This is a genomic window from Adhaeribacter swui, from assembly GCF_014217805.1.
GTDB classification, from domain to species: Bacteria; Bacteroidota; Bacteroidia; order Cytophagales; family Hymenobacteraceae; genus Adhaeribacter; species Adhaeribacter swui.
In genome coordinates, this window is sequence record NZ_CP055156.1 from 2,302,654 (window position 1) to 2,319,892 (window position 17,239).

General features: G+C 43.4%; 5 protein-coding genes, 2 tRNA genes and 3 rRNA genes. 6 read left to right on the forward strand and 4 right to left on the reverse strand.

Annotated elements, in window-relative coordinates; all coding sequences use genetic code 11:
- Positions 1 to 54 precede the first annotated feature (54 nt).
- Genes HUW51_RS10080 through HUW51_RS10095 form a run of 4 tightly spaced genes read right to left on the reverse strand, consistent with a single transcriptional unit; the run spans position 55 to position 7,313 of the window.
- Entirely contained in the window at positions 55 to 2,496 is a 2,442-nt protein-coding gene (locus tag HUW51_RS10080) for a hypothetical protein (RefSeq protein WP_185273906.1), read from the reverse strand.
- Between the two features lie 53 nt (positions 2,497 to 2,549).
- Positions 2,550 to 3,716, reverse strand: a complete 1,167-nt coding sequence (locus HUW51_RS10085) for a DUF4249 domain-containing protein (RefSeq protein WP_185273908.1) — start codon at positions 3,714 to 3,716, stop codon at positions 2,550 to 2,552.
- On the reverse strand, positions 3,717 to 6,497 hold the full coding sequence (locus HUW51_RS10090) for a TonB-dependent receptor (RefSeq protein ID WP_185273909.1): 2,781 nt from the start codon (positions 6,495 to 6,497) through the stop codon (positions 3,717 to 3,719).
- Between the two features lie 57 nt (positions 6,498 to 6,554).
- On the reverse strand, positions 6,555 to 7,313 hold the full coding sequence (locus HUW51_RS10095; protein ID WP_185273911.1) for a hypothetical protein: 759 nt from the start codon (positions 7,311 to 7,313) through the stop codon (positions 6,555 to 6,557).
- 1,189 nt (positions 7,314 to 8,502) lie between these two features.
- Here HUW51_RS10095 and HUW51_RS10100 point away from each other — a divergent pair.
- The 6 genes from HUW51_RS10100 to HUW51_RS10125 all read left to right on the forward strand — a co-directional run bounded on the left by HUW51_RS10100 (position 8,503) and on the right by HUW51_RS10125 (position 16,802).
- Positions 8,503 to 10,023 (forward strand): 16S ribosomal RNA (locus HUW51_RS10100).
- A gap of 213 nt (positions 10,024 to 10,236) precedes the next feature.
- Positions 10,237 to 10,310, forward strand: a tRNA-Ile gene (locus HUW51_RS10105).
- A gap of 13 nt (positions 10,311 to 10,323) precedes the next feature.
- Positions 10,324 to 10,397, forward strand: a tRNA-Ala gene (locus tag HUW51_RS10110).
- Positions 10,398 to 10,573: 176 nt separating this feature from the next.
- Positions 10,574 to 13,466 (forward strand): 23S ribosomal RNA (locus HUW51_RS10115).
- A gap of 126 nt (positions 13,467 to 13,592) precedes the next feature.
- Positions 13,593 to 13,704 (forward strand): 5S ribosomal RNA (gene rrf / locus HUW51_RS10120).
- Together the 16S, 23S and 5S rRNA genes with 2 tRNA genes alongside form the textbook arrangement of a ribosomal RNA operon.
- A gap of 419 nt (positions 13,705 to 14,123) precedes the next feature.
- Complete coding sequence (locus tag HUW51_RS10125; RefSeq protein ID WP_185273912.1) at positions 14,124 to 16,802, forward strand: cation-translocating P-type ATPase; 2,679 nt, start codon at positions 14,124 to 14,126, stop codon at positions 16,800 to 16,802.
- The last annotated feature ends 437 nt before the right edge of the window (positions 16,803 to 17,239 follow it).

The window sequence follows — 17,239 nt, forward strand, 5'->3', positions numbered from 1 at the left end:
CAAAATTTTAAAAAAGCCTCTTAACCAAGAGGCTTTTTTATGCCTAATAAAAAACTATAAGGCTTGTTTTACTTCAAAAATTAGATTGGTGCTACCTGCTAAGCCGGTTTTAGATAATCCTTGAATAGATATCAGGTATTTTCCCGCTTTATCTGAAGTATAAAATTCTAGTTTTTGTTTGTTGCTAGTAGTAATAACCTGTGGGTTCCAGTACAATAAATTTCTCTGGTCGGGTAAGCGGCTTTGTTTTTCGGTGGTGGTTTCGTAGCGCGGTGCGTAAAACTCCCGCTGGTACTGCAGACCTTCGTATTCTTGCACAAACGTGTTCGGGTTCAAATCAAAGCCATCCAAATTGCCTTTATACGTCGAAAAACTAACCAAACCATTGTACGTTGCCGTGCCCTGAAAATACCGGCTTGTAATTACTTCCAGCTTTTGAATTTTAAGCGGATCCATAGCCATTATTTTGTTAATGTTAAATACGGGTACGCCGTCCAGCAAAACCATCGGGTTGTCCCGGAAAATGGTTTTGTTTACATTATCGAATACCATAAAATGAAAGCCGTCTTTCCGGATCCGGACTTGTACCCCGGGCACGTACTCGCGCAAAACTTCTTCCATTACTTTAAAACGGGTAAAATCGTCCAGCTTATATTTTTCATCGGGTTGGCCGTAAAATGCCATGCTATCTGTTACTGTGGGTTTAAACCGGCTCGCATATTTTTTAAAATAAGCGTTTTGTACCTGCATCTGCGCATGGCGTTGCTCCAGATCAATTTTAAATTTTTCGGTTAAAGTAAAAGGCGGAACCTGGGTTGTAAAGTTTTTATCAGAAAAAGGGTTTTGTATTTCGAAGCGGTATAAACTGTCTTGCGGAAGGCCGGTTTGTACTACTATTTCGCGGGAACCATAAAAATCTTTGGCTTCAAATTGAATAGCGCCGTTAGCCTTACTGGTAGTATGATAAAGCCGTACCAAACGACTCGGTGAAGCCAGATACGTGGCCATATTGGGAACTGGTTGCCCGGTTTGCCGATCCGTAATCTTTCCCCGGATTAAATGACCATTTAATTCCGGTACAAACTGAATAGAATCGGATTTTTTAAAAAAAACAGATTCCCATTGAAAGCGGCGCCAGCCCTGGGTTAGCATTAAATTATCTGCCGCTTGGGCAACTTCGGGGCTAGCCGGGCTAAAGTAATATTCCGGGTTTTCGATAGTGCCCCGCAAATCGGAAGTAAGCCAAAGATAGTTGTTAATAGCTGGCGGGGTAGTGGTGGGCAGCGAATCGAGGCGGTAAACGGCCAAGGATAGGTTAGCCGGCGTAGCTGCTTGCGATTGATCAGCCGTGCTTAGCTCCATAATTACTTTTTCGCGGGTAGTGTAAGTCGTTTTATCGGTGGTGGCCGCAATGGCTAACTGATGATGCGGCTGCTGAAAGTATAACCTTTCGCAGAGCGGCTGTTTCCGGGAGTTAAAAAGAGTAAAATGATTAATGCCTTCGGCTAGGTTTTTCTTATTGATGGTAAATTCTGCCTGGCCGTTGTTTAACCGATTATAGGTTGATACTAATGGATTTTGCCGCGCGTGCCCCAATAAAAAAATATCACTATTAGCCTGGTCTGTTACATTCGTTTGTACCGTAATTTTAATTTGTCCGGCATCTACATCTGTTAACTGCATCACGTAGCCTTGCTCGTAAACTACCGGTAAAGTTGCTGTAACTACTTTGCTATTTGCCAGTTTTAAGGTAGCCTGGTAGGCAGTTGCCTCGGAAGGGGTAAAAGTAAAATTACCTAAGCCAAATTTTTGCGTTTTAAAGGTTGTAAGCTTATTGCCTGATTTATCTTGGAGGTAGCCGTCAGCGTCTATTCCCCGACTCGATTTGTCGGTTATTTTAAATGCTACCTTACTGGTTAAACCTTTTACCAGGTTACCGCCTTCCGGAAAAAACTGAATATCGTACGCTGCCGAGTCTTTATTGGGCTTTAAGCCGAGGTTCGTAAAAGTGTTTACAATAGTTACGGGGCTTTGAAAGTAATATTCCGGGCTAAAGTTTTTCATCCAATTAGTGTAGACCCGCACCAGGTAGTTACCCGACGTTAAAGAACTTGGGAGCACAAAAGAGCCTTGGCCAGTAGCATCTAACAAATCTACTTTACCTTGCAGCACGGGTTTCTGTTCTTTATCCAGTACTTCTATATAAGCGATTTTACTAAGATCCAGTGGCTTTTGAAAAGTACCGTCAACGGCATAAATTTTAAACCACATGGTTTCGCCAGCCAGGTACATAGGCCGGTCTAAGTGCAGAAATAATTTTTCGGATAAGTGGTGTTCGCTGTACTGCTTAAATTGCCGGGTAATACTTTTTAATGTATCGGTTTGGCTGTAAACAAGCTTTGAATTTAAAAATGCGAGCAGCAAAAAAAAGAAATGCAATATCCGGAAGCTTGGTTGGCGGCCGTAAAAACTGGTAAGTGGGTTTAAATACTTCATCAATTTTTAATTTGCTACGTTTTTTAAAATTTATCCCGGAAGCCAAGTTTTTATTACCAGAAATCAGGTTTTACGTTGGTGCCTTTCAGGCGGCAATCGGCGCAGCCAGCGGCTGTGGCGGTGTACCCGATTAACCGGGGTATGCCTTTAGAAAAAATGGGAGTCAAGGGTAAATAAATACCGGTGCTAAAGTGATTTTCTACCTCTGCAAGATTGCGATAAAATAAATTATCGATAACGATAGAATCAGGGGCAACGCAGCTTTCATAGTCGATATCCCAGGTTTTTGGTAGTTCGTCGTGGTTAACAAATATTCTTTTTTGCGTTTCGGAATAAGCGCCTACAAAACCAATTACTGGCTCCGTGGGATCTGCTACCGCATGAATGTTGCCGGTTAACTGGGTTGGCAACGGGTCGAACAAAGAACCAATGTTTTCGGTATTTTTCTGCAGCATTTCGTAGTACAGGTACTCTTCCGGCGAAAGCGCATATTGTTTTACCAAAATACTGTACCGTACCCCTAGTTTTATAGAGTTAGAAGGAACAATAACCAAAGGGTAATTAGAAACCACATCCTGACTAAGCCGAGCCGTACTGGCAATCCGGATGGCGTTAGAAAGTTGCGTGTTCCAGCATCGGTAAATATCTTCTTTCCGGCTGATGATGGTTCCGTTGCTATACTCCAGCGGCGACTGATAGGCGGCGGTATACTCCCAGGTTTCTTCGTACTGCCAGTGGTAATATTGGGTAGCTTTACTCGCATCGTGGCTGTTTACGTAAATCTGCAAGCCATTACTTTTGCTTTCCCAGGTAACTTCGTCAATAGGTGGCGTTGTTTTAATAAGGGTATAATCCGAAGTGTATTCTTTGCCAGAAGCTAATTTTAGATGTAGCCGGTAATTTTTTAAAAAATTTAAATTTAGACTACCCGAAGTATAAGTGCCGGCTTGCTGTTCTGCTAAATAAATGGGGGCACCGTCTTCCTCCTCAATGTAAACCGTGGCATTACTTTCTGGGGGTGCAATAGAATCAGCGCTTAAATTTACCGTCCGGGATAGTTTAATGGTAGTAACTCCCTGGGCATTAATAAAGCCATCTACTACTAAAAAACTTTGTGGTATATTTTTTACCTGCGGGTCAAAAGGGTCTACGCAATTGCTTAAGGCCAGCAATAAAAAATAGCTATACAGCACTATCCAGGGGCGTTTTAATCGGAACATCTAAAATTTAAAATTATAGGTGATAGTTGGAATAGGCCGCCCAAAAACAGAAAGCTGGTACCCGTTAATCTTAGTGCCTTCTGATTTAAAATAAATGGAATACGGGTTTTTTCGTCCGGTTAGGTTATAGATGGCCAAGGTCCAGGAGCTATGGGCTAGTTTTTTTACTTTATGGTTACCTTCGATGTTCATGGCAAAATCGGCGCGGTAATAATCGGGTACCCGGTACGCATTGCGGTCGGAGTAATATACCCGGGTGGAGTTACCTACATAATATTTAGCCAAGGGCAAAGTAATAGGCCGCCCCGTATTATAAGTAAAGTTTAATGAAGTACTAAAACGGCGGCTAAACCGGTAATTGCCGATTAAAGTAAAGTCGTGGGGTTTATCAAAGTTGCTGGGGTAGTAGTTTCCTTTATTAATCATGTCGGTGGTAGTGCCGGTATTAACTTTTACCAGCGATCTAGAGTAAGTGTAGCTAACCCAACCGTTTATTTTACCAGTTAATTTTTTTACCATTACTTCAACGCCATAAGCTTTTCCTTCGGCATTAATTACATCGGTTTCTATGTGGTGGTTTAGCAGCAAAGTGGCGCCACTTTTATAATCTACAAAATCGTGCATTTTTTTGTAGTAAGTTTCTATGGAGGTTTCGATGGTGTTGGATTTAAAATTCCGGTAATAACCCAAAGCCACCTGGTCGCCGATTTGCGGGCGGATGTGGGCATCACTTAATTTCCAGATATCAGTCGGCGACATAGCGGCTGTATTCGACAGCATGTGTATGTACTGGCGCATCCGGTTATAACTTACTTTTACCGACGAGTTATCAGTGAGGGCATATTTTGCCGAGAGCCGGTACTCGGGGCCGTGGTATTTGGCTAGTACATCGCCGGCATTATAGCTTACCGTATCAGTAATGGTACTTTCGGACTTAGGCTGGTTGGGCAAATATTGGTACACCTGTTTGGGACCCAGTGCGTGGTACAACGAATAACGTAAACCCAGCATCACAGAAAAACGGGGCGTTAAGTCAATCCGGTCAGAAACGTATACTGCACTTTCCAAGCCTTTCTCCCGTTCCAGAAGATCCGTGGTTATTAAAGATTCTACGCCCAAGGGTTTTAAACTGCCCGGCGAGATGTTGTAAAGAATAGAACTAAAGCCGAAATCAAAAGTGTGTTTGGCGTTATGAAAATAATTAAAATCGGCTTGAATATTTGATTGATTAATGCTGTAAGTTAATTCGGAAGCATTTACCGGATTAATGTTACTGGTTATATTATAATTATAATGGCTATAAGCGCCGGTTAAAACCCCGTACAGTTTATTATTAAAAATATGTTTCCATTTTAAACTGGCATTCTGGTTTACATATTTATACAGGGTGTCGGCGGCTAATCTAAATTTATCGCGGCTCATGTAACCCGTAGCGTAAATAGAATTTTTGCTATTTATTTCGTGGCTAATGTGCGCGTTTACATCGTAAAAACCCGCCGAACTTTGTTTAAAGGTACTGTTGGGCAGTTTCTGCAGAAGCCAATCGGAGTACGTGCTGCGCCCCCCGATAATAAAGGCGGTTTTATCTTTAATAATAGGCCCCTCTAAAGTAAGCCGACTGGTAAGCAGGCCAATACCGCCCGAGCCCGAAAATTCTTTTTTATTTCCGTCGCGGGTGGCAATTTCTAACACCGATGATAACCGGCCGCCGTATTTAGCCGGAATAGCACTTTTGTAGAGTTCTACCGTTTTTAAAATATCGGGGTTAAAAGCCGAAAAGAAACCAAACAAATGCGCCGGGTTGTAAATGGTAGCATCGTTAAAAAGAATTAAATTTTGATCTGTTGCGCCACCGCGTACATTCATGCCAGTATTTCCTTCGCCCACCGACTTTACGCCGGGTAAAGTAAGCACTACGCGTAGAATATCGGTTTCGCCAAAAGCAGTAGGTACCTGGCGCATGGTTTTAATATCTAGCTTTTCTAGGCCCATTTGCATACCGGCCACATTTTTATCTTTTTCGGCTTCTATTACTACTTCTTTCAGCGGCGTTATATCTTCCTCTACTTCAATCTCCAATTGGCCATCGCCTTGCAGTAAAACCTGGCGTTTAGTATTTTTTATGCCCGATCCTCTTATTAATATATCATGGCGGCCAGTAGGTAATGTGAGGGCGTAATACCCAAACTGATCAGTCGTAACTCCAATACTAGGAGATTGAATGTAAACAGCCGCCCCAATTACAGGTTCACCAGATTTTACGTCGCGCAAGTGTCCGGCTAAAGTTGCTTGCCCGGTGGTGCTTTTGCCGGCGCGGCCTATCTCATAAATTTTACGTTCAGCAAGATTTAACGATCGCGAATTACCCGGCTGCGGTTCAGTAGAATAATTTACCGGACTGGTTTTAGTTACTGCGGTTTTGAGGTCTTCCGGTTTAAAGTAATCAGCCGGTAAATTTAAATCTAAGGTTATGTTGGATGTTATATAAACCCGGTTTTCGGCATCGATAGCAAAATGCAAAGTGGTGCCTTTAAAAATCAAAGGAAGAATGGTGGCTAATGGTTTTTCGTTTACCTGAATAGTTACCAATAAACTATCTACAGTTGCCGGCTCATAATAGAAATGATACGTAGTTTGTGTTTCTACTGCCGCAACAAAATCCGGAAATTTTAAATTTTTAAAATTTCCGGTGATTAAATTACTTTTTATGTTTTGTGCGTAACCGAAAAAACAGCCACTTACCAGAATAAAAGTTAAAATAAGGCGTAAGCAAGAAACCATAAAAAGTTAATTATACAGCAAGTAAGAGAGTATTACATGATCAGGTTTATTTTCTGATTATTGAAGAGTAGGTAAGCTATTATAATATTGTACTAACTTTACTAAAGAAGCTTCGCGCATTTCTTTATTAAATTTTAAATGCTGGGTACGGCTATATTTCAAAAGCTCTTTTTTATTGTTTTGTAATACTTTTATTACCGATTTCTTTTTTGTGACGGGATAGTACCGGGTGTTTTTCCGGATTAAGAATTTATCTTCAATCACAAACTCACCTTCCATACCCCTGGGAGTAACATCTTCAAAAATTCGCTTTATTCTTTTGGCTAGTACCTGGGTTTCGCCATCTACCAGTAAATCGTAAAATCCTGTACGAATAGCAGAAGTTGATAATGTATCGGCATTTAACCGAATAAATACATGATCATGCACCTGAAAATAATTGATTTTTTGATTTTCAAGCTTAAATTGTAAAGAGCCATTGGGTTCAGAAACAACAATCTGGTCCAGAACTACATCGTACAGCAAAGAAATTTTGGTATATAAATGGCCTTCGTAGTATACAGCTCCTTCTTGTTCTTCGCTCGATTTATAAAATTGATGTCCTTTTAGGTAATATTTATCATAGCTTAAATACTCCTTACCATTATATAGATGTAGGTCGTTGTCTAAAGAAGTGGTATATGCATTAGTAACATTGTTTTTAGCTGTTAGTAAATTTAAGGTGTCTGCGGTATTTGTTTGGTTTTGGGCAAAAGCAGAATGAAAAATTAAAAATTTAAAAAATACTGAGTAAAAGACGCAGGTTAATGCTTTCATTCTCTTGAGTACAGCTTTATAAATTTAATTTGCTTATTTATATACTTCAGACCGAGGGATAAAGACACATTCCAGAACTAAGCTTTATTCAGTAGCCAGAATTCTATTATATTGTCTATGTAATTTGAAAATGGATATGAACTTAAATGTAGTCAAATATTTAAGAAAAATAAGGTCCATTCCGGAAGTAAATAAAATTACTTTATAAATATGTAGTAATTCATTATCAAACACTTAAATATGAAGATTAGCTTGTATTCTAATCCTGTAATTGAAAATGCGATGATAGTATAATTAGGTTAATATTAACATATAGCAGCATGAGTTATAGTTACACTAATACTAATTTTTAAAACTGAGATATTGTTCCGATCAGGATCGTGAGTGTAGGCCCGGACCGGGTGAGCACGTTGCGGCGGTAGAGGATAAGGGGAAGCTGCGGGAGGAGTTAAAAAATTTTTGGTGGTTGTACTCAGGGGATTAGGGGCAGGGCTACGGGAAAGTTGCAAAAAGGTTTGGAAAAGGGAGAAAGAGGTGGTTATCTTTGCACACCGAAACGGAAAAAGGGCAGCAGGCCCGGGGTACAACCACCTCAGTTTGGGGCCTTACAGAAGGAAGAAAATTTGACTTGTTGAAGCGGGAGGCGGCGGTTTTAAGACTGGCAAAAAGTTTTAAAAAAAAAGTTACGAAAAGATTTGGAGGGAAGGAAAAGAATTCAGACTTTTGCACTCCCAATTCGGCAGCTGGTTGAAAGGGAAGTAAGGAGAGTGGAAAAAAGCGGGAGCCAGCAGGGAACTAAGCGGAGCGGTTTAAGCGTTGTGATTTAGGTTCTGGCGGGAAGGCAAGCAAAGAAGAGAGCAGAAAAAAAAATAAAAAATATTTTTGCTTTTAGATTTGGAGAAAATAAAAAAGATGCTGACCTTTGTGCTCCCAAATAAAAAGAAGGGTTTCTCCGGCAGGGAGGAAAGAGAAAAAGTAAAAAAAACAGCTACTAACTAATCAATAAAGAGTAGTACAAGTTCAACCAGGAAGTGGTTGGAGCAAGTTCTTTGAATGAGTGAAAAGAGAAAATAGCAAACCGCATAAGTGCTATATCTAACTTACGGGTTAGAGGGTCTTATGTTAAAAGAGAGCACAGGTAACGATCCAGCGAGACACAAGGAGCAGCAATGCTTCACAATAATATTCTACAATGGAGAGTTTGATCCTGGCTCAGGATGAACGCTAGCGGCAGGCCTAATACATGCAAGTCGAACGGGCTGGAGCAGCAATGCTTCAGTTAGTGGCGCACGGGTGCGTAACGCGTATGCAACCTACCTTTTATTGGGGGATAGCCCGGAGAAATCCGGATTAATACCGCATAATATCATTTGAGGGCATCTGAGGATGATTAAAGCTGAGGCGATAAAAGATGGGCATGCGTGTCATTAGCTAGTTGGTTGAGGTAACGGCTCACCAAGGCGACGATGACTAGGGGTTCTGAGAGGATGATCCCCCACACTGGTACTGAGATACGGACCAGACTCCTACGGGAGGCAGCAGTAGGGAATATTGGGCAATGGAGGCAACTCTGACCCAGCCATGCCGCGTGCAGGATGAAGGCCTTCTGGGTTGTAAACTGCTTTTATCTAGGAAGAAAATACTCTTGCGAGAGGAACTGACGGTACTAGATGAATAAGCACCGGCTAACTCCGTGCCAGCAGCCGCGGTAATACGGAGGGTGCAAGCGTTGTCCGGATTTATTGGGTTTAAAGGGTGCGTAGGCGGCTTCATAAGTCCGTGGTGAAAGCCAACAGCTCAACTGTTGAACTGCCATGGATACTGTGAGGCTTGAGTACAGACGAGGTAGGCGGAATGGATCGTGTAGCGGTGAAATGCATAGATACGATCCAGAACTCCGATTGCGAAGGCAGCTTACTAGGCTGTAACTGACGCTGAGGCACGAAAGCGTGGGGAGCGAACAGGATTAGATACCCTGGTAGTCCACGCTGTAAACGATGATAACTCGATGTTGGCGATACACAGTCAGCGTCTTAGCGAAAGCGTTAAGTTATCCACCTGGGGAGTACGCCCGCAAGGGTGAAACTCAAAGGAATTGACGGGGGCCCGCACAAGCGGTGGAGCATGTGGTTTAATTCGATGATACGCGAGGAACCTTACCTAGGCTAGAATGCGCGTGACCGCCTCAGAGATGAGGCTTCCCTTCGGGGCACAAAGCAAGGTGCTGCATGGCTGTCGTCAGCTCGTGCCGTGAGGTGTTGGGTTAAGTCCCGCAACGAGCGCAACCCCTATCTTTAGTTGCCAGCACGTCATGGTGGGGACTCTAGAGAGACTGCCTGCGCAAGCAGTGAGGAAGGTGGGGACGACGTCAAGTCATCATGGCCCTTACGCCTAGGGCTACACACGTGCTACAATGGGCGGTACAGAGGGTCGCTACTTAGTAATAAGATGCCAATCTCAAAAAACCGTTCTCAGTTCGGATTGAGGTCTGCAACTCGACCTCATGAAGCTGGAATCGCTAGTAATCGCGTATCAGCAATGACGCGGTGAATACGTTCCCGGGCCTTGTACACACCGCCCGTCAAGCCATGGAAGTCAGGGAGACCTGAAGACGGTAACCGTTAAGGAGCCGTTTAGGGTAAAACTGGTAACTGGGGCTAAGTCGTAACAAGGTAGCCGTACCGGAAGGTGCGGCTGGATCACCTCCTTTCTGGAGCTGATTGTTACAGCTTTACTTTAACAGGTTTGTTATTTTCTTTTCCTTATTCAAATCCTAAGAGGCTAACCACAGCAGGTGGTTGGTAAAACAAAAAAGAAGTGGCATCACAGCTGCGTGTAAGCCAAAGGGCGAAAAGCTGGGCAGAACGGATAGAGAGAAGAGGAAAGTTTAGAAGCCGGAGCTTGCCACTCAACTAAAAGCTGAGGGCTTGTAGCTCAGGTGGTTAGAGCGCTACACTGATAATGTAGAGGTCCCTGGTTCGAGTCCAGGCAGGCCCACTCTATAGAACTAGGGGGATTAGCTCAGCTGGCTAGAGCGCCTGCTTTGCACGCAGGAGGTCAACGGTTCGACTCCGTTATTCTCCACACTTCATTCAATTAAGTAAAGACAGCAGGTCTTTACTACACTTAGGGCAGATTATTAGAAGCCAGATGATTAACATCGAGGGTCTAAGATCTACAACTAAAAAGTTCTTTGACATAATGGTAAGAGAAGAAACTAGAGTAGACAAAAATACGAGTAAAGAGTAAACGATTTTATTAAGAAAGTTACTAAGGGCGTATGGGGGATGCCTAGGCTCTCAAAGGCGAGGAAGGACGTGATAAGCTGCGATAAGCTCGGGGGATTGGCACATACGAATTGATCCCGAGATTTCCGAATGGGGCAACCCGGCTGGTTGAAGACCAGTCACACCGCAAGGTGAGCAAACCCGGAGAACTGAAACATCTAAGTACCCGGAGGAAGAGAAAATAAGAATGATTCCGTTAGTAGTGGCGAGCGAACCCGGAAGAGCCCAAACCAGTATTGTTACGGCAATACTGGGGTTGTAGGACCACGAGGTGGGACTGAAAATTAAAGCTAAATTACCTGGAAAGGTAAGCCAGAGAAGGTGATAGCCCTGTCAGCGTAAGCTTTTCAGCCCTAGTGGGATCCTGAGTAGGGCGGGACCAGCGAAATCCCGTCTGAATCTGCCGGTACCATCCGGTAAGGCTAAATACTTTTGAGAGACCGATAGTGAACCAGTACCGTGAGGGAAAGGTGAAAAGAACCTTGAATAAAGGAGTGAAATAGAACCTGAAACCATACGCTTACAAGCGGTCGGAGGTCTTTCGTGGACTGACGGCGTGCCTTTTGCATAATGAGCCTACGAGTTACTCCTCTCTGGCAAGGTTAAATGTTTGAAAACATGGAGCCGCAGCGAAAGCGAGTCTGAATAGGGCGCATAGTCAGAGGGGGTAGACGCGAAACTTTGTGATCTACCCTTGACCAGGTTGAAGTGTGGGTAACACCACATGGAGGACCGAACCAGTTTCCGTTGAAAAGGATTTGGATGAGTTGAGGGTAGGGGTGAAAGGCCAATCAAACTGAGAAATAGCTCGTACTCCCCGAAATGTTTTTAGGAACAGCGTCGTGGTTAGAGTTTGCTAGAGGTAGAGCTACCGATTGGACTAGGGGGAGTCACATCCTACCGAATCCAGACGAACTCCGAATGCTAGTAAATATACACGGCAGTGAGGCTTGGGGTGCTAAGGTCCCAGGCCGAGAGGGAAACAACCCAGACCATCCGCTAAGGTCCCTAAATTTATACTAAGTTGAACAAAGGAGGTCCAGTTGCTTTGACAGCCAGGATGTTGGCTTGGAAGCAGCCATTCATTTAAAGAGTGCGTAACAGCTCACTGGTCGAGCGACAGGGCATCGATAATAATCGGGCATCAAGTATAATACCGAAGCGATGGATATGTAGTAATACATGTGGTAGGGGAGCATTCTCAACAGCGTCGAAGGTGCCTGGTAATGGGTGCTGGAGCGTTGAGAAAAGCAAATGTAGGCATAAGTAACGATAAGGCAGGTGAGAAACCTGCCCGCCGCAAGACTAAGGTTTCCTGAACAACGCTAATCGGTTCAGGGTTAGTCGGGTCCTAAGGCAATACCGACAGGTTAAGTCGATGGACAACGGGTTAATATTCCCGTACTAGCTTATTAGAGTGATGTGGTGACGGAGGAGTGAAAGGTCTGCGCACTGACGGAATAGTGCGTTGAAGTCCGTAGTTAAAAGTTTGGTAGGCAAATCCGCCGGACTTGATGAAAGACGATAGTACTCTGCGCCTTCGGGCAAGGAGATAATGACCCTAATCAGACTTCCAAGAAAACCCGCTAAGCGATTACTAATAAGCTACCCGTACCGTAAACCGACACAGGTAGTCGAGGAGAGCATCCTCAGGCGCTCGAGTGAATCACGGCCAAGGAACTCGGCAAAATGGCCCTGTAACTTCGGGAGAAGGGGCGCTTCCTTGCAGCGATGCAAGAAGCCGCAGTGAAAAGGCCCAGGCGACTGTTTAACAAAAACACATGGCTTTGCGAAATCGAAAGATGAAGTATAAGGCCTGACACCTGCCCGGTGCTGGAAGGTTAAGAGGGGGGGTTAGCCGCAAGGCGAAGCTCTGAATCGAAGCCCCAGTAAACGGCGGCCGTAACTATAACGGTCCTAAGGTAGCGAAATTCCTTGTCGGGTAAGTTCCGACCTGCACGAATGGTGTAACGATCTGGGCGCTGTCTCAGCCGTGAGCTCGGTGAAATTGTAGTCTCGGTGAAGATGCCGAGTACCCGCAACGGGACGGAAAGACCCCGTGCACCTTTACTATAGCTTAACATTGACTCTGGATAACTCATGTGTAGGATAGGTGGGAGACTATGAAGCGGCGTCGCTAGGCGTCGTGGAGTCAACGTTGAAATACCACCCTTGAGTTATTTGGAGCCTAATCTCGAAAGGGAAACAGTGTTTGGTGGGTAGTTTGACTGGGGTGGTCGCCTCCAAAAGAGTAACGGAGGCTTTCAAAGGTACCCTCAGCACGCTTGGTAACCGTGCGTAGAGTGCAATAGCAGAAGGGTGCTTGACTGTGAGGCCGACAAGCCGAGCAGGTACGAAAGTAGGATATAGTGATCCGGTGGTTCCGCATGGAAGGGCCATCGCTCAAAGGATAAAAGGTACGCCGGGGATAACAGGCTGATCTCCCCCAAGAGCTCATATCGACGGGGAGGTTTGGCACCTCGATGTCGGCTCGTCACGTCCTGGGGCTGGAGAAGGTCCCAAGGGTTCGGCTGTTCGCCGATTAAAGTGGCACGCGAGCTGGGTTCAGAACGTCGTGAGACAGTTCGGTCCCTATCTGTTGTGGGCGTAAGAAATTTGCGAGGACCTGACCTTAGTACGAGAGGACCGGGTTGGACCAGCCGCTAGTGCACCGGTTGTGGCGCCAGCTGCAGCGCCGGGTAGCTACGCTGGGATGAGATAAGCGCTGAAAGCATCTAAGTGCGAAACTCACCTCAAGATGAGATTTCTTTTAAGGGTCGTGAAAGATGATCACGTTGATAGGCGGTAGGTGTAAAGCAAGAAACTGCAAAGCTGAGCCGTACTAATTACCCGTAAGCTTTCTTAATAGCCCTTCGTTTTCTGGTTTACGCGGTGTTTACTGCCAAGGACTTCTCTTACCGTATTATGTTAAAAGACTAAAAAATAGCAAAGCTGCCTAGCGCAGCTTCCCAGCCAGGTGCTGGAGCACAATAATGGTGGTTATAGCGCGGGTGTTCACCTCTTCCCATTCCGAACAGAGAAGTTAAGCCCCGTAGCGCCAATGGTACTGCAATCACATGCGGGAGAGTAGGTAGCCGCCAACCCCCTTTCTTCTGAATAGCCTCTTTCCTTCAACCGAAAGAGGCTTTTCTGCTTTTATACCCCTACCTACCACCACCAAACCAAACAACTAACATACACCTCTCCCCAGACAACAGTTACCAATCCCTACAACCAGTAAACCGCCCTAAAAAGTAGTAACTCTGCTAGCCATATAGCTGTTCCAAAAGAAAGCTCCTCATATCAAACCAATAATCAGCTGTTGTAGCTATAATGCATGAATACTAGTAGCAGCATTTTAAAAAAGAACAAATAGTGTTTAAGGAAAGTCGTATAGCTTACTTAATTGTCGATCGTAAACTTGATATTAATTAACTAAAACATGTACTTCAAGGAAAATCTTCAAATGCATTAGATTTTTCCATAAAGTACAAATTGGGAAATTTACGTAATTGAATAAATCATGGATAGTTGGTATAATAGTACAAGTGAGGCAATATTAGAGGCGCTTCATACTTTTACAACCGGCATAACGGAAGAAGAAGCACAGTGGCGCTTGCAGCACCATGGTGCCAATAAATTACTCGATAAAAAACGTAAAAGCCCATTTAAAATACTTTTACAGCAGTTTACGGAAGTAATGGTGTTAATATTAATAGCTGCTGCTGTATTATCTGCTTTACTGGGCAAGAACACCGAAGCTATAGCTATTTTAACTATTGTTCTGCTTTTTGGCTTTCTTGGTTTTTTTCAGGAATACCGGGCTGAAAACGCTATGGCTGCTTTGAACCAAATGGTAGTACCAATGGTACACGTACGCCGAAATGGAATAGTAAAAGAACTACCAGCCAGCGAACTAGTTCCGGGAGATATAGTAGAGTTTGAAGCAGGCAATGTTATTCCTGCCGATTTACGTTTGCTGGAAACATATAATTTAAAATTACAGGAGGCTGCTTTAACTGGTGAATCTGAACCTGTAAATAAGATTAGCGAAGCACTTATAAAAGAAGATTTGCCCTTAGCTGATCGCATAAACATGGCCTATATGGGCACTGTAGTTTCTTATGGCCGAGGTACGGGAATTGCGGTAGCTACTGGAATGGCAACGGAACTGGGTAAAATTGCTAATCTTATAGGAGCAGTAGATGTTTCTAAAACACCGCTTCAAGATAAACTAGATAAATTAGGGAAGTTATTAGCCTTAATAGGTATAATAGCGGCTGCTATCATATTTATAGCCGGAATTGTTAAAGGTGAAGCTTGGGCTGATATGTTCCTAACAGCGGTAAGCGTAGCTGTAGGGGTAATTCCGGAGGGATTACCGGCTGTGGTAACCATTACTTTAGCTATTGGAAGCCAAAGAATGCTGAAGCGAAATGCTTTAATCCGCAAATTACCGGCCGTGGAAACGCTGGGCTCCGTTACGGTTATCTGCTCCGATAAAACAGGTACGCTTACCCAAAATAATATGACCGTGACGGTAATAGACTTACCTGAACAGACAATTATTTTTAAAACTAATAGTCCTGAAGTTACTAACGAGGAAGCAGCCTCTAAACTTGATTTTATACTCGCCGTTGCGGTTTTATGCAATGATGCTTTCCTGGAATTTGACGCTACAACTTCTAATGCCGAAATAATGTTAGGCGACCCTACTGAAACTGCTTTGCTAGTAGCGGCCGCACAAAGGAAGATTTTTAAAAAAAAACTATATGAGAATTTTCCGCGAGTTAATGAAATTCCTTTTGATAGCGATAGGAAAAGAATGTCCACTATCCATCAGGCAGAAGGTAGTTTGCCCAGTTATCTGAATTTTTTTAAAAAAACATCACAAGTAGTTATAACCAAAGGTGCACCCGATTCAATTTTAAATGTATGTAATTCTGTTTGGGTTAATAATACACGTGTACCTTTAACTAAAGAATGGACAGAAAAAATAAAGCAAGCTAATACCCGATTAGCCCAACAGGGAATCCGGGTATTGGGTTTCGCATTCCGGGAATCGGTTACTGAAATCAGCAACTCTGATCTGGAAAAAGACTTAACCTATGTAGGTTTAATTGGCATGATTGACCCGCCCCGGCTAGAGGTAAAAGCTGCTGTAGCTAAATGCAAAGCAGCGGGTATTCGGCCCGTCATGATTACCGGGGATCATCCTTTAACGGCTACAGCTATTGCTTCTGCCCTGGGGTTCGACACGCAACCCGAAGCGGTATCTGGGGCTATGTTGCAACAACTAAACGAAAATGGGCTGCAACAACAAGCTGCTAAAACAGCCGTTTACGCGCGCGTTTCGCCGGAGGATAAATTACGAATTGTGGATGCACTGCAAAAGAGTGGCAATGTGGTGGCCATGACTGGTGATGGGGTAAACGACTCTCCAGCTTTAAAGAAAGCCGATATTGGTGTTGCCATGGGAATTACCGGCACCGATGTGGCCAAAGAAGCCGCTGATATGGTTTTATTAGACGATAATTTTTCTACAATCGTAGCAGCGGTGGAAGAAGGCCGCGTGATTTTTACTAACCTGCGCCGGTTTATAAAATTCTCGTTAGCCGGTAATATTGGTAAAGTATTCGTCATGTTGCTAGCTCCTTTTTTTGGTATGACCATTGCCCTGAAACCTTTGCAACTTTTATGGCTTAATTTATTAACGGATGGTTTGCTGGGCTTAGGTTTAGGTACAGAACCTGCAGAGAAAGGTATTATGCATCGACCACCCCGCAACCCAAATCAAGGAGCCCTAAGTAAAAAAGATTTTCTGCAACTAAGTACAACAGGAGTTATTATGGGAGTTGTTACCCTTAGTTTAGCTTTAATTTATCACAATCCGCAAAATCCCGACGATTTAACCTGGCAAACCATGATTTTTGCTACCATTGGTTTTGCCCAGCTTTTTCAGGCAATTGCAATGCGGTCTTTGGCGCACTCGCCATTTTCTTTATTTGCCAATCCTTTAATGACTATTGTAGTTATCAGCACCATTTTATTGCAACTAGCGGTAATCTACATTCCTTTCATGAAAAGCTTTTTTAGTTTGGTACCCTTGTCAGCTAAAGATTTATTTATCTCTTTAGCAGCCGGAAGTATTATTTTTGTTGTAATCAGCATAGACCGAAAGCGCTATCGTAAATCAGCCTGATTTTTAAAAAACTGCATTATACCGTTGTTCAAACACAAATATTTTTTCTTAACCGCTAGATAGTTGGTGCTTGCTTTAACTTGCTTTGTTAATCGTTACTACATGAGCCAAATTACAGTTGCTCTCTACACAGAACCGAGACAGATTAAATTCAATATTTTTAAAAAATTAGATAAGTGGAGTAGTAGCTGAAGATAAGTTACTTTCAACCACATTCTAAAGGCCTATAAAAGTTTACTACCACGTGCAAGCGCTGTAATCTATCGTTTAAACTTGCTAATTTAACTTGTAACAAACTTTGGTGGGCAGTTACTACTTGGTAGTAATTAACGCCATTGAGCAGAAGTTCCTATTAATAATCAACGGATTTCCGCAAAAACTTCAGATGAGAAGTGCATACTTAATTTTCTTTAATATCTTGTGGGGAAGAGATATAG